The organism is Aquimarina sp. AU58, assembly GCF_900312745.1.
GTDB lineage: Bacteria > Bacteroidota > Bacteroidia > Flavobacteriales > Flavobacteriaceae > Aquimarina > Aquimarina spinulae.
Genome location: NZ_OMPD01000014.1, coordinates 413,248 through 438,032, shown reverse-complemented (window position 1 = coordinate 438,032; position 24,785 = coordinate 413,248). Strand labels below are relative to the sequence as shown.

At 34.3% G+C, this 24,785-nt stretch carries 14 protein-coding genes; all 14 read right to left on the bottom strand.

The window, feature by feature from the left end; translation table 11 throughout:
• Nucleotides 1–55: 55 nt before the first annotated feature.
• Nucleotides 56–5,581, bottom strand: coding sequence for an alpha-2-macroglobulin (locus DK441_RS13580; RefSeq protein ID WP_109851207.1), 5,526 nt, complete (start codon nt 5,579–5,581; stop codon nt 56–58).
• 150 nt (nt 5,582–5,731) lie between these two features.
• The gene (locus tag DK441_RS13575) at nt 5,732–6,664 is read right to left on the bottom strand and encodes a hypothetical protein (RefSeq protein WP_160112093.1); all 933 of its coding nucleotides are present in this window, start codon (nt 6,662–6,664) and stop codon (nt 5,732–5,734) included.
• Between the two features lie 158 nt (nt 6,665–6,822).
• The gene (locus tag DK441_RS13570) at nt 6,823–7,893 is read right to left on the bottom strand and encodes an isoaspartyl peptidase/L-asparaginase family protein (RefSeq protein WP_109851205.1); all 1,071 of its coding nucleotides are present in this window, start codon (nt 7,891–7,893) and stop codon (nt 6,823–6,825) included.
• Between the two features lie 2 nt (nt 7,894–7,895).
• Entirely contained in the window at nt 7,896–8,879 is a 984-nt protein-coding gene (locus tag DK441_RS13565) for a toll/interleukin-1 receptor domain-containing protein (protein ID WP_109851204.1), read from the bottom strand.
• A 337-nt stretch (nt 8,880–9,216) separates the two neighbouring features.
• Complete coding sequence (locus DK441_RS13560; RefSeq protein ID WP_074405555.1) at nt 9,217–10,560, bottom strand: ATP-binding protein; 1,344 nt, start codon at nt 10,558–10,560, stop codon at nt 9,217–9,219.
• 11 nt (nt 10,561–10,571) lie between these two features.
• Nucleotides 10,572–11,390 carry a peptidoglycan-binding protein gene (locus DK441_RS13555; RefSeq protein WP_109851203.1) on the bottom strand — a complete coding sequence of 273 codons (819 nt, stop codon included), beginning with the start codon at nt 11,388–11,390 and terminating at the stop codon, nt 10,572–10,574.
• Between the two features lie 95 nt (nt 11,391–11,485).
• Nucleotides 11,486–12,055: a hypothetical protein gene (locus DK441_RS13550; RefSeq protein ID WP_108808033.1), complete on the bottom strand. Its 570-nt coding sequence runs from the start codon at nt 12,053–12,055 to the stop codon at nt 11,486–11,488.
• A 16-nt stretch (nt 12,056–12,071) separates the two neighbouring features.
• The gene (locus tag DK441_RS13545) at nt 12,072–15,962 is read right to left on the bottom strand and encodes a DUF4157 domain-containing protein (protein WP_109851202.1); all 3,891 of its coding nucleotides are present in this window, start codon (nt 15,960–15,962) and stop codon (nt 12,072–12,074) included.
• A gap of 27 nt (nt 15,963–15,989) precedes the next feature.
• Nucleotides 15,990–16,619 carry a hypothetical protein gene (locus DK441_RS13540; RefSeq protein ID WP_109851201.1) on the bottom strand — a complete coding sequence of 210 codons (630 nt, stop codon included), beginning with the start codon at nt 16,617–16,619 and terminating at the stop codon, nt 15,990–15,992.
• A 21-nt stretch (nt 16,620–16,640) separates the two neighbouring features.
• A complete protein-coding gene (locus DK441_RS13535) occupies nt 16,641–18,269 on the bottom strand; it encodes a DUF4157 domain-containing protein (RefSeq protein WP_109851200.1) in 1,629 nt (542 codons plus the stop codon).
• Between the two features lie 25 nt (nt 18,270–18,294).
• Nucleotides 18,295–19,164, bottom strand: a complete 870-nt coding sequence (locus DK441_RS13530; RefSeq protein WP_109851199.1) for a DUF6734 family protein — start codon at nt 19,162–19,164, stop codon at nt 18,295–18,297.
• A 3-nt stretch (nt 19,165–19,167) separates the two neighbouring features.
• Entirely contained in the window at nt 19,168–19,743 is a 576-nt protein-coding gene (locus DK441_RS13525; protein ID WP_035091343.1) for a hypothetical protein, read from the bottom strand.
• Between the two features lie 11 nt (nt 19,744–19,754).
• Nucleotides 19,755–21,323, bottom strand: coding sequence for a contractile injection system tape measure protein (locus tag DK441_RS13520; RefSeq protein WP_109851198.1), 1,569 nt, complete (start codon nt 21,321–21,323; stop codon nt 19,755–19,757).
• A complete protein-coding gene (locus DK441_RS13515) occupies nt 21,316–24,774 on the bottom strand; it encodes a PKD domain-containing protein (RefSeq protein WP_109851197.1) in 3,459 nt (1,152 codons plus the stop codon). The genes DK441_RS13520 and DK441_RS13515 overlap by 8 nt, the downstream gene beginning before the upstream one ends.
• Nucleotides 24,775–24,785: the final 11 nt, after the last annotated feature.

Here is a 24,785-nt window from a genome sequence, read left to right as displayed (position 1 = left end):
ATTAGTACTATTATAATTCGGATTAAAGAGATTATTTTTGGCCAAACTTTTTAATCTACTTCACCACATCAACCCATTTTCCTTTACTTCTTACTAAATAATCATTATCATACATGGCCTCACATTGAATACCAGGAAGATAGTATTTACCCAAATAAGAAGCATTTAATAAAATGGTCATTGTTTTACTTTCGTTTGGTTTTAGATCAAAATAGAAATTCACTCTATCATCACGTATATCGGTATGAGTAACAGCATTAGCTTTAAACGATCCAAAATCTGTAAATCGTGTATTGACTACTTCCCACCCTGAAGGGAAAATTTCGGTCAATGCAACATCTTTTACTTTAGAACCTGTAGTATTAGTAATCGTTACTTCTGCCACAAAATCTGTTCCTTGGGTTAATAGAATCGGATTGATTATATTACCATCCCTGGTCTTATAATCTACAATTGCCTTAAACTTACTTTGAATTACTTTTTCCTTACCAACAGGTAGAATTCCACTTGTTGCAATTTGCACAAAAATGGTGTTATCCTTATTGTTTTTAAGCACTAGTTTATTGTTTTTTAAAATAGATATTTCACCAGAAGTAGCCAATGTTTTATCTGTATTGGCATTTGTTGATTTTCCGTTAAGAATATAGTTTATGTTTACTCCTTTACCGCCTACATAGGCTGCATATTTTGCCATTGCCATTAATGCGTAGGATGTAGTTTGTGTACTCATCCAGTTTTTGGAAGATAATTCTTTTGCTAAATCTACTGCTACTTTCTGCGCTTTCGCTTTTTGGTCTAAAGCTACAAGTGTTTCTAGTGCCATTGCCCGATTTCGACTTGTAGATCCATAGGTGTAATGATTATTATTTCTTGGCTGAAAATCAATATTTGCCGAATTAAGCAATTGATTTGCTGCTTTTATTTGAGTAATTAACCCATAAGCTGCTGCTAATCTCAATTTGGCGTCATTAGATAATCCCGAAGTCTCTCTTAATCTGTTCATCGAGGATAGATCAGGACTACCGGCGAGTGCTAATGTATATAATCGATAGGCTTGCGCCAAGTCATTATTGCCGCTTCTCCATCGTTTAGCCTGTTGCTGTTGATAATTAATCCAGCTACTTTTAAAACCTATTGGTAATACATACCCTTGTTTGTTTGCTTCAAGCAAGAAATGACCAGCATAGGTAGTCCCCCAATCATTTGGGTTACTATATCCCGGCCAATATGACATCCCGCCATTAGGTTGTATAAAACGTTTTAGTCTATACATTGCGGCTTCTATATTTTTCTGTATTTTCTGCTTTTTATCAGATGATAAATTGAAGACTTCGCCGAGATACAATTGTGGGAATGCCGCCGAAGTTGTTTGTTCAACACAACCATGTGGATAACGAATCAGGTAGCTTAATCTACTTTCGAAATTCATTGGTGGTAATGATGAAAATTCAATCGTTGCACTGTTACTTCCATCAATTCCAAATGCTGCAAAGTCTACTTCCTGTTCACTATTAGGTTCTAGAACAATCGAAGTAACTTCTGTTGTCATTGGATTTGGGTTCACTATATTGATTGGAACCTTGTATGATGCTTTTTCTCCACCACCACTGGCCACTACTTCGATATCTGTAAGAGAAGCTCCTTCTAACACTTCGATATCAAAATAGGCCATTTTCTCATCGGGTTGAGGGAACGATAGTTTTTGTTGTGCCTCACCAATCACTGTAAATCCTTTATTAGGCTTTAAGGTAACAGTTACATTTTTCACTTTATTTTCCATCGCAAAAACGGTAACCGGTATGGTTACTTTTTCTCCCGGAGTAATTTTACGAGGAATTGAAGTTAGAACCATTAGTGGTTTACGTACTGGTGTAGTCTTGTCTACACTACCATAAGCTGCCTTTTCTGCATCTGAAGCCACTATCATGGTACGTACAGATCCTACATATTTTGGAATTTTAATTTTATGAGCACGTGTCTCTCCTTTTTTAAGTTCAAATGGCCCTTTAAAAACAACCATAGGTTTAAATCTGTTCGCTTTTTTTGATTTACTACCCCCTGCTTCTGCATCACCACCAATACTAAATACCTGATTAATGCTTCCGCCATAGGCTCCAATTACATCATCATATACATCCCAGGTCTTTACTCCAAGTGCTTCACGTGCGTAAAAACTATTCCAGGGATTTGGTGTTTTAAATCGTGTTAAATCCAATAAACCTTCATCTACAATAGCAATAGAATAGGTCATAGATTTACCATTATTTTCTCCAACTTTCAGTGTGATTGTTTCTTCTGGTCGCAATACATCTGGCATTGTTAACTTAGGTTGCACCTTGGTATTTGGGTCTTCAACAGAAATTGGAACGATCCCGTACAAACGTATTGGTAAATCGTTTGCTGTATCTGCATGTGGTTGTAATAATGTAATATGAATATACACATTGGGAGTGTATAATTCTTCGATGGGTAATTCGAACTTAGTTTCTCCTTTTTGCGGAGTTACCCATTGTGAAGATAGTACCTCGGTACCATTTTCTACTGTTACTAATGCTCTTCCTCCTTCACTAGACGGAAAGGTTACAATAGCTTTCTCTCCAACATTATAGGTGTTTTTATCTGTAGAGAATAACAACATTGTTGCCGCCGAAGGATCATTTTTACGTGATTTCCCAGCCCAACCTGGCCAATCGATATACATTATTTTTCCGGTAGCATGTCCTCCATTTGGATCTACTACTCTTACCAGATATCTTCCCCACTCTGGGTATTTTAATTCAAAATTGAAGTTTGCTTTACCATTACTACCAGTTGTTACTTTGGTCTTAAATACTTCGTTATGATATGATCCTCTATTATAAGAAGACAGATTATCTTCTGATGTATCCCACCACCATCTCCAATCGACTTTATAGATAAAGACTTCAAGGTCTTTGACCGATTTAGGGTTTCCTTTGTCATCTACAGAAACCACTTCAAAATTATGTTTTGTATCGGTTAACAACATCCCTCGTGCTTTGTCACCTTTAGGAACATTTACTCCAATATAGGTACTATATGGAGAAAATTCTTTACTAATCACATCGGTACTAAAATCTCCTCCGTTTTCATATACTTTCGTAATAAAAGACGCTTTTAGCATTCCTGCAGCTTTATTTTCTAGTTTTGGTCTAAGGCTAAAACTCGCTTTTCCTTCGTTAGAAATTTGCCCTTGAAATACTTCTTGTTCCTCGGTTCCAAACCTACGGGTTGGATCATCAAAAACATATCCCGGGAAGGTTTTAAAACGGGTTGTTTTTGGATTGAATCGAACATTGATATCTGTTTTCAGGTTTTTTGCTATTGCACCGTGTAACCATAATACTTCGAGATTACCTTGTATGTTCTTATTAACTCCCAAAACTTCATCATCAAAAGTCGTTTTGATTTTAAGACGATTAGGTTTTATGGTTTCAATTTTAAGTGTTTTGCTAAAATTAGCTCCCCCAACATTAACTTTGGCTTGCCAATTACCAGTAGGCGCTTCATCAGAAGTATGTACAATAAATTTGTAGAAATTGTTGGTACCGTTAGTCTTTGTTTCCTGGTAAGTCACTTTACCATATGGATCACGTAATTCAAATTTTACCGGGTGTCCTTTGGGTAATTTATTTGCATTATCATTAAGCATAAAAGATAAAAATAAGGTGTCTCCAGGACGCCAAACACCACGTTCTCCGTAAATATATCCTTTGATTCCTTTTTGTAATCTCACTCCAGAAACATCAAATTTGCTTACCGATAATGCGTTTCCATCATTTAATTTCACATAGGTTTGCTGTTTTCCGGATTGGGCAATAGCAAAATATGCCGGGCGATCTGCATCAAAACCAGTTATTCCTTCTGCATCGGTAGTCGCCACTCCCATCTCTTGCTGCTGATAATTGTAAAAAGTTACTTTTACATTTGATACAGGGCTGGTGGTAATAATATCATTAACCGTAACCATATATGCATTATTAAGTCCTTTTTTAACGACTACTCCCAGATTAGAAGCTAATACGTTTGCACTGATCTTTTTATCTCTAAAGTAAGAAGTGCTACATGGGTTCTCTCTTTCTTCCCAATTGTAGTCGTAATAATCATCATAATAGTATTGAGAGCTATCCCAAAAACTAGATTCCTCTTCTTCGTCATAATTATCTGTCAATTCATTAATCGGAGTATCATCTGCAGCTGCTCCGTCACATTTGTACAGCGAATAGGCTTTACGATAATTTAGTTCTACTCTATAGATTGCTCCGGGATCTGGTGTAATCAGCTTTTTTAAATCAATTGCAAAAGCATTCCATTTGCTAAGATTTAAAGATGGATTTTCCTGAAGATTAATTAGTTTTTTGGCAATTGGTCTTGCTACACTTCTTAAATCACCAGAACCGTTAAGGTTATTGTTTTGTAAAAACTGAAGGACGTTATTTTCAAAGACTTTAACTACCTGTACTTCGACAGCACGAAGGTTGATCGCTTCAAAATTAAATTTCAGATTATCCGAAGTAGGTAAAATCACTCCGCTTTGCAGTAAGCGAATCTCTGGATTTGGTTGTTGAAAAGATACTTTTTCGGTATACGTATTCTTTAATTTATAGTTATCTGTACTTTTAATCCCTTCAAAAACAGTCACCTCTAATGTTCCTTTAAGTTCTTGTTTTGGATATACTTTAAGGACATTGCCCTGTACAGTATATTTTAAATTTTTGGCTCCAGAAATAGTAACCAGACCATTAAAGTTTTGATTCTTCTTAAGTGGATCAGAAAAATTGATTTCGACATATTGGTTATCTACATTAGCAACCGAAACACTAATTATAGAAAAATTATTCTTCCCTGGAATGGATAATACGTCTTCTCCTTCTGTGTCTATATCGAAAGATTTACCAGACCATTTAATAGTAACTTCTGAATCTTCTTCAAAACGTTGAATACTATCTATTCTAAAACTAAACTGACGGCTTTTATCGATTGACTCACTAAATTTTACAGCTACTTTTTTTCCTTTTTGCGATGCAGTAATAAGTTGTTTTGCTACATCAAATTTCATTTGATCACTAGATGTTATTGTTCCATCTATATATTGCCAATCTTTACTATACGACTGAAGATTATCGGTAATTATAGAAAACTGTTGTTTTAATGTTTTCACTGTAAAAACAAATTCTTCATCTAGATCGTCCTCAAAATCTTTAACTAATTCTTCTAGATCTAGCGTAAAAGTGTAAGCTGTGTCCTCGTCAAACCCTTCTTCTGGTTGAAAAGAAATAGTTCGATTATTTACGGCAATAATTTTACCTTTTACTTTTGGTGATACAGTAAGTATATCTTTTGGTAGTTCTTGATTATCATCCCAACCTTCTACTGGTGTTTGTAATACGACATACACATTATCCAAAACCGAAATTACCCCTGAAGATACATCTGAGATATATTCTTGATATTTGTTTAATTCTGAAGCATTTGCCTCAGCTATAGATTGATCATCTTTTTTCTTACAAGAAAATACAAGTGTTACAAAAAGTAACAGATAGAGAATTCGCGATAATTTCATATTAGTCGATGTTTAGCGGATTAAAGGTAGTAATTATTTAACTGTATTCTACACTATCTTAGCCTGCTTAATATTGTAAATTTCAATTCTATTATTTAATATGTTTTTTAGTCTATTTTTTTGATCCTCATCCAACGTTTCTACATTCATTTATTTACAATTAACCTGAAAAATAGGTTTATCTTCAATTTTATAATCAACTGATTTGGCAAATGTACCTGTACACAATTCATATTTATAGATGATGGACATATCAAAAAATGCTTCATCATCTATTCTATTTTCATTTCCTTCTTTGTAAAGTCCAGGAATAATATATGCTTGTTTTTCTTTATCAAAAATATGATTTGCATTAATATCCTCTTTAAAGTGGTTATATGAGGAGTTATAAAGGAGTACAGTTTCAGAAGTATTCTTATTGGCTATTGCTCTAATAAATTCTATATCTTCTCCTTCTGTTGGCAAAGGGTGTTTTTCTGAATATTCGTTTTCATCTATATATAGTTTGTTGTCTTTTAACGTAACATAAAAAGGATATGCCTCATTTTCTCTAGTAAAAAAACAAGCTATAAAATCATTCAATCCTTTTATATTAAAATCATATATAGCTGTATTCATTCCTTCATTTATCGCCATAAAAGAAATCACATCTGAATCTTTTTTAAAAGTGCCTACATAAGGATAGCCAAAACAGTTAGCATCATCATTAAATACCTGTTTCATGATATAGTGATCATCTTTTGATTTTTTTAAACACACAAAACTTCGTGATTCTTCAAACCCCATAAAAGAGATCTTTAAACTGTTTTGTGCCTTTTTATTATATCTTCCATAAAGTTCGAATTCATTTTTTTTGGTATTTGGGGTAAATAAAAAAGTTTGATCTCTATCTATACGCCAGTTTCCTACTTGTACACCTCCAAAGTAAGTAATCACAAATTTGCCATTTTCTAAAACAAACAGATGACTTCCTCCTTCTGGGGAATGAGAGCCTAATGCGTATAAACCAACTATATTTTCCTTATTCTGAGCCATACTTTTATTCATCATACAAATTATTACAAAAATCAATATTCTTTTCATCAGTCTACCATTTATATTATTGTAATTATTGGGTAAAAGTAATGAGATTTCTGGTTCTATTTCCCCCAGAAAATAGTGATTTTTTGCCCTACAATATCTTCAAAATAAAAAACCCTCCTTAGTAGGAGGGTAAATTTTTAAAATAAAAAACAGGAGAATTATTCTTTATAAATTCCTATAGTAAGATCTCCGGTAGCGTTCATTGTTGCACGATACATTCCCGCTGTATTAAATTCCATCGTTACATTACCCTTATTATCTATCGCTACAATTCCTCCTGTACCGCCGAGGTCAGTAAGTTTTTTCTGTATTACTTCTTTAGCAGCTTCCTCAAGAGAAAGCCCTTTATACTCCATTAATGCCGAAATATCATGTGCCACCATCGCTCGGATAAAATACTCACCCCATCCTGTACTTGATACTGCACAAGTTGCATTATTGGCATATGTTCCTGCTCCAATAATTGGTGAATCTCCTATACGATTCCATTTTTTATTAGTCATCCCTCCTGTAGAGGTTCCTGCTGCTAAATTGCCATTTTTATCTAGTGCAGCACAACCAACCGTTCCAAACTTAGAGTCTTTTATAAACGGATCATAAAAAGCAGTTGTTTTATTTGCTTCCTTGTTTTTTAGTTTTTCTTTTACTCTCTCTAGCGATTTCATACGATCTTCTGTAAAGAAATAAGCCGGATCAACAATCTCAAGGTCTCTTTCTTTAGCAAATAATTCGGCACCACTACCTGATAATAATACGTGAGGAGAATTAAGCATTACTTCTCTAGCCAGATTGATCGGGTTTTTAACGGTTTTAACTCCTGCTACTGCCCCGGCATTAAGGGTACTACCATCCATAATAGAAGCATCTAATTCATTAGTTCCTTCATTGGTAAATACTGCTCCTTTACCTGCATTAAATAATGGAGAATTCTCAAGAACATTTATCGTTTTTTCGACAGCTTCAAGGCTAGTACCTCCATTTTTAAGAATGGTATGTCCTACTTTTATTGCTTCTTCAAGTTTAGCTTTGTACGCCGCTTCTTTTTCTGGAGTCATATTCTTTTTCAAGATAGTTCCTGCTCCACCATGAATTACAATTCCAAAACTATCCTCTGGCTTTTTAATTTCCTCCTTGGCAGTTTCGATAATAGGTGTTTCTGCCGTTTCCTTTGGCTGTTCTTTACAAGCCAAAAACAAAATAAAACTAAAAAAGATGATTACTCTTTTCATAATTAAGATAATTTGTGTTTACAATAATCGATTAAAGCGATTCTCCCTTGAAAGAATCTGAAGGTTAAATGTATACTATTTCCTCCATTATCTTCTAAAATTATTGATTTATTTAACTCAATATCATAAGGTTGATGTTGTCCCCCTTCAATCGCTATATTATCAGCATATAATGATATCCTATTGTTTGATTTCAACACAGGTTTTATCCTCCCCATAATCCCTGGTGTTTCTCCAGATTTATTAAGGATCACAGAACCTGATCCTTTTAATTTTTCTACAGTTACTTCTATATCCTCCTTTGGGTTAATATCTTTAAATAATACGGCCGGATATTCTGGGTGCGCAATAAGCACAGTATATAATTTACGCGTTCGAATAATAAAATGTGCTAATCCTTTTTCATCAGAAAACCCTTCAAGGTATGTAGAATTATTAGCGACCAAAACTACTTTGGCATTTTTAATAGATTCCTCTTTTTCATTTATCACTTTAATAGTAAAAATGAAAGGTTTTGGATTGATCAGGGTAGAAATTTTTGACCATTTACTTTTCAAAAAGGTTTGATCTTTTTTTATTTTTTTTTCGATCAGCCCTGCAAACTCGTCTGGACTTCTATCTTTTAAGTTAATATATCCTACAGTTTTCAATATCCCAGGAATCTCTGTATCATCAAATCTAGCTGGCAAAATATACTCTCTACTTTCCTGAAATGCCCTTGCTTGCATAGAGGCCCTCTCATGGTTTGTCCATAATTTTTGATTGTAAAACCCAGATATAAATAATACCGTATATCTTGCCCTGTTTTGATAAATCTCGGATAAATATTCATATAAGTTTTTACCCCACAAATTTGTTTCTTCAAACAGATCGTAAAACACTTTAATTCCTCTTATCCTGAGGCTATTCGCAACCTCCTCTACATACGCTCTATTCTCTCCAGCAAAAGAAAGCGCAACATCATATTCATAATTCTTGTTTTTCATCACTGACTTCTTTTTCTTTTTAACCTAAAACTGACTAATTCTTACTAAAAACTACTACTACAAAATTACTTTGTTTATTTGGAATATTTCCAATTTCTATAGGAAATATTCCAACAAAACTTTTACTTTTAAACCGTAAAAAGAGGTGTGTTTAAAACTATGAAGTCACTGATAATAAAGGATAAAAAGCTGTAGCTATAGTGTTTTGAAATATGATGATACTTTATGAAGAGATAGGTATTGGTTTTAATCTAAACCAGCACCTTATGCCAAATGAATTTTAAAACAACCCATATAATTTAAATTATTAATAGCTCATTTTAAAATTCATTTGATATTAGATCGTAATCATTTTTCCTTCTTTCAAATATTCTTTTTTAATCCCTTCGAGAATAGTTTCTAATTGGATAACTTTATGATTTTGAGCTATGGTCTTAAGACAGGTGTATTGTATCACATTGATGATATTCGCCCCAGTAAGCGCATATTTTTTGGAAATCTCTTCTAACGAAACCGTTTCTCCTAAAGCTATAGCGGCAGGAAGGTTTTTTTGCCATAATAACTGTCGTTCTTGATAAGATGGATTTTCAAACTCTATAATTGTTTGAAATCGACGAGTAAAGGCTACATCTATGTTGTTTTTAAAATTTGAAGCCAGAATCACTAATCCAGGATGGGATTCTATACGTTGTAGTAAGTACGATACTTCTTGATTAGCATACTTATCATGTGCATCTCTTACATTCGTTCTTTTACCAAAAATGGCATCTGCTTCATCAAAAAACAGTATCCAGGATTTATTTTTAGCTTTATCAAAAAGTCTAGAAAGGTTTTTTTCTGTTTCTCCTATATATTTTGAAACGACCATAGAAAGATCAATACGATATACATCTTCACCGGTATATTTACCTAATAATGTAGCAGTTAAGGTTTTTCCGGTTCCCGGAGGGCCAGAAAACAAGACACGATATCCAGGTTTAATTCTAGTTCCCATCTTCCAATCATCCAAAACCACATGATTATACTGAAGCCAGGTTTCAATTTCTTTTATCTGGTTAAGGGTTTTTGTATTAAGCACAAGATCATCCCAGGAAAGCAACGTTTCAATCCTTTCGGCAGGGAAATCTTTACTAAGAGTAGGTTTTACCATTCTCCCTGTAGTAAACAGCTCTACATATTCCTGATCCAGAATCAATCGCCCACTCATAATAGGCTCTCCTGTAGGTACAGCATCTAATCTTAGAACGCCTTTTTTTACGAATGGATGTGTAGGTTCAAAATAAGATGTAACCTCTATCCGTTTTTGCAGATCCTTGCCAGCTAACATAAATTGAATAGTTTCTCCGGTAGGGATAATACCCCTATGATTTTTTCCTTTTACACCACCAAATTCTGGAAGTTCACCTCCATTTGGAAAAAAATCAGTAATAATATCTATAAAAAAATAGGGCGAAACATGTGGAATTAATGCTGTTAATAAAATAATAATCTCTTCTTGAGACAAATCAAGTTTGTTGACAAATTGAGAAAACGATGAATCATCTGCCACCATTGTATCAAAAACAGGAAAAACAGCTTCTTCACTGGTGTACTCGTATCGCAAACGATATTCTATCACCTCTTGTAAGAAGGAAAATTTGCCATTAAAATGAGTAGTATTTTTTGTAAAAACAGGTTCCATCGACAGGTATTTTAAGTTAAAGGTTCGATTGAGAATACATCTATCCTGGATCTCATATAATTACGCATTCGTTTACGCACAGTAACACCATTTCTAGAGCCTTGAAAATTAGTATTCCCTTCAATGGTTTCAATTACATCACCTTGGATCGATGTTATAATTCCTGTATGTGTCCAATCCAGCGGGCTACTTTCAATCAAAAACAAGTCTCCAGGTTTTACTAAGTCAGAATTCCTTCTAATTTTTTTATTTTTAGAAAGTAATCCTCTTGCAATTCCGGCATTACCTACCGAGTCACAACTAAATGTGGAAGGCATTAACGAAGTAAATCTTTTACCCACATGACTTACAGCCTGATCAAGAATAGTTTGTGCAAATCCCATACACCAAAAAAAATCTTCTCCATCACCTCCATCCATATAACTTCGCACCCAAGGACCACTATTAGATTGTCTATTAATAACCAATTCAAAAGGATGATTTTGTAGGTGATTCTCTGCCACTTCAGCAATCAAACTTCTAACATCAGTACTCTGTAATGGTCTTTCAAAAGCATCTTTTAAGTTAGCAGACAATTCACTAAACAAACCTTGATCTACTACGCCATTTTCTGACACCCCTTTTATACGTTGAAAATTCTTAACGGCTCTTTCGGTTGCGGGACCAAAATCGCCATCAATACTGGTTGCTGTACCACTACTAGGATGCTGAATACTAAATAAGGTTAGCCAGGATTGAATCTTCCTTACCTCTTTTCTACTGTTTGAAGAGCCATTTCTTTGCTGTGTATTTCTAATTACTAGCTCCTTTTTATATGCCGTTTTTTTCATCTTACTATGGATTTGTATATAAATCTAATGCTATATCCCGACTTTTTTCGGGGGTATACAACGGTTCTTTTATGGGGTGTTTTCTGGATGAATACTTAATCTTTATTATATTCTTTCATGCTATCTGCGTCATCAGAAGGTTCTGTAATTCTATTGATTTCGATTCGATCACCTAATGATTCTATATTCAACAAATATTGTCCATTCTCTTTATTCATAAATCTATCTTCTCCTGCATTGAAATGCCATTTTTTATCTCCACCCATACCTTTATCAGAAAAGAAAAACATGGAAAAAATTTTAAATTCCCCACCCTCCTTATCTACAACAAAAGAATTCAGATAACTCCTCCAATCATCAGGATTACTATCAGAAACAAAACAATGATATCTATAATAATCTTTATCATTACTCTTGTAAGTATCAATCCTAAAAAGAAACCTAGGATCTGGTGGTGGATAATTTTTTACCCTTTCATAATAATTAGGATCTTTTAATTCCTTTAAAGGAATCATTCCTAGATTATTTTTTAAATCATCCACAAGAAATTGATTCATTATTTCAAGTTTGTCATTAAAATTATCTAGATCAGCTTGATCACTAGCTTTAATAGCATTAACCTCTGATTGAAAAAAATCATTTAAAAAATTAATCACCTCTTCCATAAATTATTTCTTATTGTTATATTTTTAGATTTACGTCTGGTCCTATTTCTATTTGTCTAATAGAATGCTCTACTCCAACACCTCCCGCTTTAACGGCCAATACATCATAGGTAACTTTTTCACATCTTCTTGGATCTTGATCTCCTGCTAATTTTTGATGCACCTTAGCCAATCCTTCCGGTGTTATATCAGATTTTAAATTCTTAAGTGTTTCCACAACTTTATCATCATTTGTCACTTCATAAATTGCTGTTACTTGTAGATCAAAAGTAATTAATAATGGCTCATGTTGTGACTGAAGTTTTTGAATTTTCCCGACAAGTTTCCCTTCTGCTCCTGCCATTGTGGTCTGATTATAGGTATCACTAGTTAAAATTAAATTTAACCCTTGTTTATAACCACTTCCTTGAAACCAGTCTGCAATAATATGTGCAGAATTCATTTGCGGTAAATCGGTTGTATCTACACCTTCTCTCATTAATTTACCTGCACTATCTGTTCTACCTCTGGATCCTGAAGCTTTAATTCCTAAGTTCATACCAGTTACCGCATGGTTTACTTTTCTTCCTGAAATATCATCGATTTTCATTTTGACTTCTATGGTCTCCAATTCATCTTTGCCTAAACCTTCAGGTCCATAATCATAATTCAACACAAAGGAATCGCCTTCTACTGATCGCTCAATATTTTGAGGTTTATAATCACTATGTTCGCTACTACCTCCAGAATCAGTTTCAATTTCAGAGCCCCATTTTTCATTAAAGGCAGTAAAAGTGTTCTCTTGATTTCTTTGTTTTAAACGTTCCCAATTAAATTGATGTTCTACCTTATTTTTTTCTGGATCTTCATTACTATCATCAACTTTTTTAACAACCGCTCTAAACTTTTTATCTCCTTTATAAGGAGCTTTAATTTTATCATTCTCCGCAACTTCTACTGTTAAGGTATTTTTTTCCTTAAAATCACTAAATAACTTCTGAAGCAATACTTTTAGCTCTTTCTGTTTATTTTCGATGGAAGTATCGGTTGTTTCTACTGGAGCATCATTCTCAGGTGTAGCCGTTGCCTCTTGTTGCTGGTATGTAGTAATTAACTGATTAATTGCCGTAACCAGACCTTGAGCACTGCTAATCGATTGGCTTACTTCTCCTCTCTTGCCTTCAGAAATTTTATCAATGTTATTCTGCCATTCAGTAAGCTTATCACCAACCGCTTTAGGATTCGCGCTAGCAACCTTTAAAACAGGAGATCCAGAATCCTCTACCCATAATTTATGCCCTTCTTCACCATCGCTAAATGTTACTTGCTCTCCTATTTCTCCATCACCAACAACCCCGTCATTATCCTCAGGGTTTTCTCCTTCATCTCCTCCACCTAATATTTTCTTAAGGAAGTTTTTAGCTGTAGTCACAACCCAAGTAACGACATTGGTCATGGCAGTATCGATCGGTTCTCTGATTTTTTCTACGATTTCTATAATCTTTTCAGAGACCTTATCTAATCCTGTGAACTTAGCTAAGAAGTTGATCGCTAATGTTAGCATTCCAGCCAATGTACTTTCTACTTTGGCAGCTGCCTGAGTAATAACTCCATTGGCAATCGCTGCTAGTGAGTCTATAATAGCTGCTGCTACACGAGCGATCTTTTGCAGTTTTTCGATCAGGAATGTAACCGTATCATAAATAGCTATAATTGCTTGAATGACTGCTCCTGCCGGGTTTAGCATAGTGACAAGCTTGGTTACTGCTTTTTGCACAACTTTTACAATTACAAACTGACTGATCTCCGAAATAATCATCTCTTGTAAATTGCTAAGATGCTCCATGATCTTCTCCCAAGCAGCGGCTGGTCCTTCTGTAACGAGAATTTTTACTAATTCAAATCCCGTCTCTAATGCTACCACTGCAGGTTCACCTAATTGCTCCACTAATTTGGCTCTCAGATTCTCCCAAGTAAGTCCTAATACAGATAATACAAACTTGATAATTTCCTGAAAGCTGAGGGCTTGAGGAATATAAATACCGGCTCCAGCCAAAGACCCTAACAACCAATCTAATAGACTATTTTTAAGATGCTCACCAATGTTTCGTGCAAATTTGTTAAATCCAAGTTTAGCTGCGTTGATCAGATTACCTACAAACCCAATTGGATTTTCTAGTATTTGATTAAACGCTCCTTGTGCTTTTTCTATATATACTAATACTCCTGGTGCTACTACACTAAATAGTATTTTTAGAAGTTCTATAACCGTTGAAAGCCCAAAACTTAAAAAACTACCGGCGATACTGGCAAAGGCCTTTCCTACTTTGATAAAGGCATTCGGAAGTATAATGATGTCTTCCCAGGTAAGAGACTTAATTGTAGTAATAATGGTACCAGGAATTGCAGACATAATTGCTTTGATTCCTGACATTGTTTGCTGAAACCACACCCATGCTCGACCAACAGCATTTCCTTGTTGTATATTGGTCCAGATTTCTTCCTGACCAATAAATTTCATAAATCCGCCTATTAGATTTTCGGCAGTTGGTGGATAAGCTTCTTTAGTAATCGGATCTTCACCTATCAAGGCTTTTAATAGGTCATATCCGTCAGTATTTTGTGCTAGGACAGCTAATGGAGTTAGGATAGCTTTTCTAACAATATCCCATATAAATGACAGTGCACTTTTACCAATTTCAATTACTGCATTTATAGGTCTGGAGATGATCCCCATGGCGTCACGCCAGACACCGCCAAGATTAAAAATATCGCTCCAACCAAGGCCATCCAGAAAATCGTCAATGTCCTTCTTTATAGATGCTCCAGATAGATTTAACGCTTCTATTTTTTGATTCATTAATTCTGCAGCATCGGTAAACACATTGTATTTATCCAATACTCTGGTGATCAGGTTTCCTCCAGGTAAGAACTCGACAATAGCTCGCATAATATTAGCGGCACTTCGATCCACACTACTCATATTAATCGGGTTGATCCCTAAAATAATAGTGAACATTCTAAAACCAGGGATATTATGTGCTGCATCTGCAAAATAATCAAGCGCATCACTAATCCCTAATCGTTGTACCTTAGGTTGAACCGTTTCTGTAGCAACTGCATTTTCCCCTTTCTGAGCATGTCCTTGTTGTACCACATGAGTAAGCTCATGAGCGATCAAATGTTTACCTTCTTTAGTTTCAGGTTGATATTGATTCTCGCCAAAGAAGACATTGTTTTTATAGGTGAAAGCTTTCGAACTCATCTGCTTATTAAGGCTAGAAGATTCGCTATCTGTATGAACTTTAACTCCAGAAAAATCTGTTCCAAAACCAGATTCCATAGAGCTTTTAACCGATTTATTCATGGGTTTACCATTGTCTGAAGCTCTTTGAATCCTGGATTCAATTGTATTCGTTACAGTAGGTACACCTATTTCTTTTCTTTGAAGTATTTTACTTTTTTGTTGTACTTCTGAAACCTCTTCTTCTTCTTTTTCCTGAACCTCTTCTTCCTGTTTCTGGGTATCAAAATTAGTTGACGAGTGATCTGATGGTTTCATAGATACTCCATCACTTACTTCTGCCTTATTTTGGACTTCTGTGCTCTTTTGTGCTGTTTCTTCTTCAGGTTGTCTTAAAACTACTGGGGTAATGCTTTCTGCAATCGGTTTTTGTTGAACATCACCTTCTTTTTCATCTGTTTGGCGTTGTACAAAAGGAGCCGGACTAAAGAAAGGAGTAGTCGATTCTGACGTTTTTGCCACCACTTGATCTGCAACTCTATCTGCCTCAACTTCGTACTTATCATTGGGTTTACCAACGGTAAGTTTAGGTTGCACAAACCCTTCTTCACTCTTATCTTTTTGAAATAAGGAAGAATTACCTGACTTAGCATTTGTTGTATTTACCGATGCAGATCGAAACATATAGTATAAAAATGTTTTGTCTAAATTTTAATTATTATTCCTATGATATTTTTGTAATGTTTTTTTTGCGACTACTTTCTTTACAGCCTCCAGATCCTTGGAAACTTCTATATTTCTTATTTGATTTTGAAGAGTATTTTTATCTACTTCTTTTACATTTATGTTCTGAATTTTTGCTAAATTCTTCAATTGAATTGCTTTTGTAGTTGTACTTATTTGCGTACGATCAAGAACCTCTGAACTTGTTATTTCTTCTTCTTGAATAGCTTTATCTGCATATTTAATTGCTTCTTCTGAGTTTCCTAATAATAGTTTAGCTTCACTTATTCGAACTATATCTTCTGCAGTTTTTGCACGTTTTTCTAGTTTTTCTGTAACCTCTGAAAACTTTTGTCTTGCTACCGAATCTTTAGGGTTTTTCATCACCTCATCCTGATGTTTAGTAAAGGCTATTTTATCCTTAGAAATGGTAAATTCCTGGATACTTGGATATCCAATCATTATAATTGAAATTGGAAAAAAGAATAATAATTTTTTGATTTCTTCTTTCTTAATTATATAATACACAAGTCCAACACTAAGTATAAAAAACAGTAGTATTCCCAAGCCTAACAATACTAATTCATACAGATGCAAATCATTTATCAAATCTCTCATAATTCCATTTTTTTATTATGATTAAGGAGTTGTCCCATTCACTCGTGTAGGCACTATAGGATATGGAGGTACTGGTGGTTCACTTCCACAATCAGGTATGACCGAACCACTAACCGAAGGTATGTCTCTAAACAATCTTGGATAATCTGTATGTTCCCAATTACAAGTTTCTTCCCAAAGTTTATGTCTCAATTTTGCCATCCAATATTGTAATCTGGAAACTAAAAAAGTATCTAATTGAGATTGCGAAATATTAGCAGGGTTAGCAGAAGATGGTAATGCCGATAAATCTGCTAGTATTAATGCTCTCATTTGTGCAACCACATCCCTGTATATGGTAAAGTGATGTGTTGCATGTGCTAATATTCTTCTCTTAATCTGAATCCAAGGTATACGTTGAGCTCTTGGTAATGCATATCCGGAAGCATTTTCATGTATGTGTCTGGCCACAAACAATAATAAAGTAGGATTTGCCAAAGTAATACCAGCCTCTTGCACATAACTTTGTTGATTTCCTCCAGCACAACGATGAGTAATCTGAGGGCGAAAATGAAAATCCGCCTTTTCCCAAGCACCCAGTTGATCAGCAGTTCTTGAATAATTTGGAGTAGGATTATTGGGTAATGCCATATTTAATGTCACATTAATGGGTGCCGTTTGTTGCTGTGCTGGCTGGTGTCCTTGTTGTTTTTGTATGTTCTTTTTTACCTTTCCTTTTTGCTGAATAGTATGTGTAAGCTCGTGAGCTAGTAAGTGCTTGCCACTTTTAGAATTTGGATTATATTTCCCTTTATTAAAATATATATCATTTCCATTCGTAAATGCTTGCGCTCCCATAGCTTCACTCATTTGTACTGCCTCAGTATCAGTATGGATATTTACAGCATTAAAACTAGCTCCGAAACCTGTCTCCATTTCATTTTTTATGTCTCCAGAAAGCTTTGTTCCTTTACCTTTTCTACTCTTTAACTTTGACTCTATGTTGCCATTTTGGTTATTTGCTTTTTTTTGCACCTTTTCCTCTTCTTTGGCCTGAACAGGTTCTTCCTCTTTCATAGCTTGTACTGGTTCCTCTTCTTCTTGTTTCTGAACAGGTTCTTCCTCTTCCATAGCTTGCACTGGTTCCTCTTCTTCCTGTTTCTGAACAGGTTCTTCCTCTTTCATAGCTTGCACTGGTTCCTCTTCTTCTTGTTTCTGAACAGGTTCTTCCTCTTCCATAGCTTGCACTGGTTCCTCTTCTTCTTGTTTCTGAACAGGTTCTTCCTCTTCCATAGCTTGCACTGGTTCCTCTTCTTCTTGTTTCTGAACAGGTTCTTCCTCTTTCATAGCTTGCACTGGTTCCTCTTCTTCTTGTTTCTGAACAGGTTCTTCCTCTTCCATAGCTTGCACTGGTTCCTCTTCTTCTTTTCTTCTTACTGTTCCCTCACTCCTATCTTTAAACATACTAGCTTGCACCTTATCTTCTTCCATGGTTTCTTTTTTCTGAACAGCACTTCCAGAATCATTAGCATTGTTAACCACTTGATCGGCCATTTGATCGGCTTCTACCTCATGCTTATCTCCTGGTTTCCCAACCTTAAGTTTTGGTTGAATAAAGGGTTTTTCCTGCTGTAGTTTGGGACTCGATTTTCTTCTCCTTTGTAATCTCATGATTCTATTATTTTACAAATAGTGTTTAAACTACTTGATTATTGGAGTATTTTTTTTTAACTATTTTTTGTTTTTCTAAGGCTGTTTTAACCTGATCATACCAGTATGGAAAGATTTTAAACAATCTGTACTCTATTTCTTCTATAATGTTTTTCTTATACTTTGTTACCCCAAAAAGATGACTATAACCGATTTCTTCAGCTTGCTTAGAATGTTCTTTAATACTTCTTCCACTAAGCAGCAATGATGGTTTAATGTTCTCGTAGTCCAACATACAGGCAAGTGTATATTGTTCTATCAGAATAACTGGTTCGTATCCTTTCTTTTTCAAAGGACTAAATTGATGTTTAACCTTGATATAAATATCTTCTAACTCAAAATATGCTTGGATAAATCTATTGCGTAGAGAAAGATCTTTAAAGCCCAATACTCCACAACTAAAAGAGTGTCCTAAATCTTTATTCCAAAAAGGTAGGTTATCGGTAAATTGATTAAAAAATTCAATTTGCTTTTTATAATGTATCATATACCCTCCTTCTTTCCTTTCTAATAATACTTTATCAAAATTGAAGTCTATTTTATTTTTAATAAAAACATCCGTATCCAGATGAACAAAAGGTTTGGTCTGCAGTTGAATCGCTTTTATTTTTGATGCAGACCATAATTCTTTATCATGTGTAAAAGGCATTTTTGTTACTCTACAAGGCAACATATATAAAAACTTATATGCCATATCATCTACATATAATTCTATATCTTCATACCATAAATGACAATACAATATGCTCAAAGCAGTCATATAAATGGTTTCTATAAATCTATTTCCCATATTCCATCGATTATTTGCTATAGGAGCTGTATTTAAACTAAATATTATTCTAGGTTCTTGATTCATAATTTACTTTCTTAACAGCTGAAGTTCTTTTTCCTTTAGGTAGCAAACATTATTATATAGTGATGCTTTTTTGCTATGCTTGTAGAGTCTTCTCCATTCATAATTTGATCCCATCGCTTGAGAAGTCAAAAGAGGGATATGATCATTATGAAATTTCATCATTTCACTAAAAGAACAATGTAGAACCTTACGTCCCAGGAGATACGACTCCTTTAATTCTATCATGGCAAAGTTTCGTTTAAAATAATCAATATGGACTCTCTTATTATTTATGAATATCTCAGAAACCAGTACCTCCTTAGATTCATTTATGTTATAAAAATTAATTCCATGTCTTATTAAGTTATATTTCTCTATAACAGAAACTAGGTCTTCTTCATCCTGATATATAATATCCAAATCATGGACTGGCATATCATAATAAGACCGCAGGTTTATATAATCCGCTACACCACCAACAAAAGCTATCTTAGAACAATCTAGCAATTCAAAAATCTGTTTGAACACTTCTTGTTGTTCTAAAAAAATATTGGCTCTATCTTTTTCTTCGTATGTTATGTCTTCTACCTCTAATTGCATAGGTTTTTATTTTACCAATCCACAAAAATGATTTTATTTTTCCAAGGGAGTTTTATCATAGATATATTCCACGGGATTTTGTCTAACAGTATATCTTGAGTTTTTCTTTCTAAAATAATTCTGGGACGACTTTCTGTATGCATCAACTTTCCGGAACGTTGCAGGAATTCGTTTCTTAACAAATCATTAGAAGAGTTTTTTATTACCTCCCAATGCTCTATCAGTGCCGTTAGCATTTGATCTGCATGATTTTTCACTTTATTCTCGAGTGGTACAAAACGATTGATTGGATATTTTGAAGGAAGGTTACATAGAAATTTTTCGAACACCATATTATTTTCAAGCTGTTGTTCCTTTCCTGTAGCAAGATAGTGCAGTATATGCACTGCTTTTTCTTTATCTAAAAACTCATTTTGTTCATTAATTACTCCACAATTCTTAAAAAGCTGGTTCAGAAACGGATGTACAAGTACAAGACCAGCATGGTTTACATATACATCTTCAAAATCTTCGGGTATATCAAGACTGTTATCCCTATTGTAGTCCATTTCTTCTGATTTCATAAGATTAAAATGAGTAGCATCTAGTTTGTCCTCGTTTCCTTTTTGTGTGTTTTTGAAAACTATTGAAGTTTCCTGATCCATATGTTTCTCAATAGATTGAGCTATATTATCTTGATAAGAATCTAATACTTGGGATATTTTCTTAATTTCTTTTGGTAAATTCTGGATTATTGTTAGCGCTGGTGTTACCTTAAGTAATTCAAGAAAATAGGTTTTTATATATCTTCTATTTTCACCTACTTCCCATCTTGTAGTTTCTAATACTAATTGGGTGAACTTATTGGAAATTTTTGACATATCAACCACTTCTATAAGTACATCAAATACAATATCCCAAATAAGAAACCTTTCTTTTAGTGTGAACTTCTTGCTATCAATATTTCCTTTTAAAATTACTTCTTTGACCATTATCTCTGGCCTCAGTGATGTTTCTTTTTCAGATTGATTATTTGTTATAAAATGATTAAAAATCTTTTGAATTTCTTCATCAGTAAACTGTAAAATGAGCCTTTTTCGTGAAAGAGGATTTTGAAGAACAGCTATGAGTTTTTGAATCATCTTTTTATCCTGAAGTATGGATATATTTTCATTAAAGTTTAATAGCTTCTCCGAACCATTAAACCAACTATTTGTGCCGTTATCTAAAAAATGAAGTAACTTTTCAAGTTGTCTTTCTTTAGGTTTTAGAAATTTAATAGTTTCTTCTTTATTGGTTTTATATAGTTTTTCTTCTTTAATTTTTTGTATTTTTTTTCTAATCTGATTAGAAATATCTTCCTCTAAACCTTTGAGGTCTTGTTTTGGTTGTATAGCAAGTTCAATATCTAATCGTTCTAACTGCATAAAATGAGCTGAGTTTTTATAACCCAAATCATTAAAAGATATCATTAAACGTGGTAGCAGATAGTCTTTAATAAACGTATCAATATTGTCCTTGAAATAATATGCTTTTTCCTTAGAATTAGTATTTACTTCAATGAAAAATTTATTGATGATATGTTTATTTAAGTTATCCACGTCCTAAAGTATCTAGTAGTTGATCTATCTGACTTATTAAAAATGTTGATTCCTGGAAGGCTTCTTTTACGCTTTCCAGAAATTCTTTAAGTGTACCATCTAAGTCTGGATTAAATTCTAATTGTCTAAACTCTTCAAAAGTTGTGTTGATAAGATTGTGTATCGAACCAATTGGTTCGATAATAGATTCAATCATTTCTGAACTTTGACATCTTAAAATATTATAAAATAATTGAGTATATACTTGAGTTATTACTCTTATTGCTGTTAATTCTTCTTCTGTATTTGAATTTCTAAGCCCTTCAACCAGACTAATGAAGGTAGCCTGCTCAAACATTTCGAGCAATAAATTGTTATGATTTCCAACTGTAAAAGCTTCAATATCTTGGCTTACCTGATCCAGAAGTTCTGCTATTCTCTCAACGGTGGAAATCGTTTCTGAACTAAATTCCTCGATACTATCAGAATTACGAACATTTTCAAGTTGTATGATTGAGGATCTAACAAAATTAGTTACTGTATTGATACAGTTTGATGCTCCCTCGCCATCTCTAATAATTATCGTTCTTGGTCCATCTTGTCGTTCTCCACAGAATTCACTTATGGCGTTAAGAGATACCTGAATTGAAGTTCCTTCGTAAAGATCAAGTGACCGTCTTACTTGTGATCGGTTTGTACGTTCGATTTCTTCTCCTGCAACACTCCAGAGATATCGAGCTGCATTTTGAGAGTTATTAGTTAATACTAGGGTATTCTCTTCAATCAAATGAGTGAACTGAGCTAATGGTTGTTCTTGTATAGTAATTATTATTCCAGAAGATTCTCCATTAACCAGAATAGGAACAGAGCTCACTGAAGCTGGTACATCAGTAGCTCTAAATACGAAACGATCATTTCTAAAAGATACTCCTTGCCCTGTAATTACTACTTGTGCTTCCTCTGGTTGAACAGTAAAAGGATAAAATACATCATCTCCCCTACAAATTGTACTAGACTCAATAGTTACTAAGATTTCTTCTGGAACTTCGATAATGACTTCTAATTCTTCGCGGTTCGCACAATCATTTAATCCTCCTTGCACAACAACTGTAAATGTAAACACCCCTGAAATTGCGAATTGATAGGTATGCTCCACAGTTGTTTCAGTTGATTGAACCTGATTCGATCCATCTCCAAAATCCCAAGTGTATTCTAAATTTTCTTCAAGATTGTCTCCCGTAATATTGAAGATTACCGTTACTTGATTGTCTTCGGTTGGTTCCGAGATATTAGCTACGGCAATTCCAAACTCTGGTCTTCTGGTAATAACAATCTCGCATTCTGTGGCAAAATTGTTTACGGTAAATGTGATTGTCTCTCCAATCAACTCTTCGCTAACCAAATTAGGGTCAAAAACAAACTCACCAAACTGATTTATAGTAACACCCCCATTAAGCCCAATCGGAACTTGCGCTTCTACATATCCTCCTGTTGGTGTTATATGGAAAGGTAATGGTACTGTAGTTTCATCAAAACAAAGTTCTTGAGTGGGTAAACTGAGTGTGATAAAGTTTTCATCGCAACACATATACGGCAATGTAAAATCAGCTATTACAGGATTAAGAACCTCAATTCCTTCTCCCTCTCCGTCACCTTCAAAATCACCTGCTAACGATGGCCCAGGATATGGATACGGATAGCCATATCCATAAGGATACGGATAAGATGTAAATTCACCTTCTATATAGACCATTATAAATGTACCTCCAGGTGCAACACCTCCTTTATGTTCGAATCCGTGATTCTTATTCAAATAAAACGTAGTATAATTCTCTACAAACTCTTGGGCATCGGATTCATTAATTTTTAATACTACAACATTGAATCCCAAACCATGTTCACGTCTGATATCCTGTATAATCTGTAATGCATCTATATAGTTTCGTCCTTGATGTCCTTCGATTCTATAAAAATCATGATCTATGCAGATTTCTAATGGGCGTTTTGTATTTAATAAATCTCTGTGATAACCTAGATTATTTCTATGTTTACCTAGAACAGTTTTATCATAATCCCATAATTGAATAAGGTGTTCACCAACATTGTTGTAAAAAGGTATCGCTTTCTTACTAAGTTTACCAAGATCAAAAGAAGGTGTAATCTTTATAAATGTATAATTGGCATTGTAATTTGCTAGCAATTGAACTGCTCTTTTTATAAGACTATGTAATCGTTGCTCATCTGAGTTTTCACCATAACACATGTCAATCTCATTACCTTCAAGATCGATAATAAATTCTTCTAATGTAGTATCATTTCCTGGTTGTACTAGTCCATCTGCCGTAAGACAATCTGAACAAGTACTTACATTTTGATCAGTTAGCAATGGCGATTTGTAAAAACCATGTCTATATTCATAACACGGTCCTGTTTTCTCAACCTCACCAAGCATAAGATGTTTAGGGAACGACATAATATCCGGACAGCAAGAAGTGCAATCCATATTAAATAGAAGTTCCTTAATTTCATTGTAGGTATCCACAATATCTTTAAACAAGTCATGCCTATATTGAAAATCAGGTGGAACATCATTTTCAGGAAATGAATATAAGGCCTCTAGATTATCTTCTATAGCTCCTAACAATATTGGCATTTGCATTGCAGTTAATAAGGTCTGAAAACCAAATCTAAGATCACCAACTACATTATTTCGATACAATCTGTTAGTAAAACTTCTTTGAAGCTCTCTGTAATGTATAAAATCCTCTGGTTGACATACTACCCGATTAGCTCTTACATCTGGCAACTGATGAAACAAATTCGAGAAATTCGTTTTACTTATAATAGGGTCATCATCATTGATCTGTTCTGCAACGATTTTGCTCACTAATAGTGCTTTATAGTTACCTATCATTTCTTGTCCTTGATTATCACAGGACAGACTAACACATAGATCAAGTTCTTTTTCGTATTGTTCAAGATATAGTAATACAACTCCTTCTTTTACTGCCAAGCCAGTATTACCTTGAAGCGCACTAAGTACAAAATGATCATCGTTTTCTATCTCGGCTTGTTCTGCAGTAAGCAATTCAAAAATCTCTAGCTGAGTATCTCCATCATAGAAAAAAGGTGTGTAATTTGCCTTTTCATTATTATAGACTTTATAATGTGTATATTCTTTAGCCTCTATGTTCATGATTTTTGTCCCTTCTACCTGATCAATTTGATACAGATGAAAAAGATCTCCGTCAGTAGTAACTCCTGCTCCTTGAGAAATAGAAATTGTGCTGTTTACCTCATCGCACGACACCTTAAATCCACAGACAATTCCAACACCGCTAAGGCAAATTCTGCTCAAGCGATCTTGATCATCAAAAAAGTCTACGATCTCATTAAGGTGTCCTTCTGTAAGCACCTGATTTTTTGTAAATCTTCGATACTGTGTTGTTATAGTTGAAAGCTTGGTTGACATTTTAATGATTT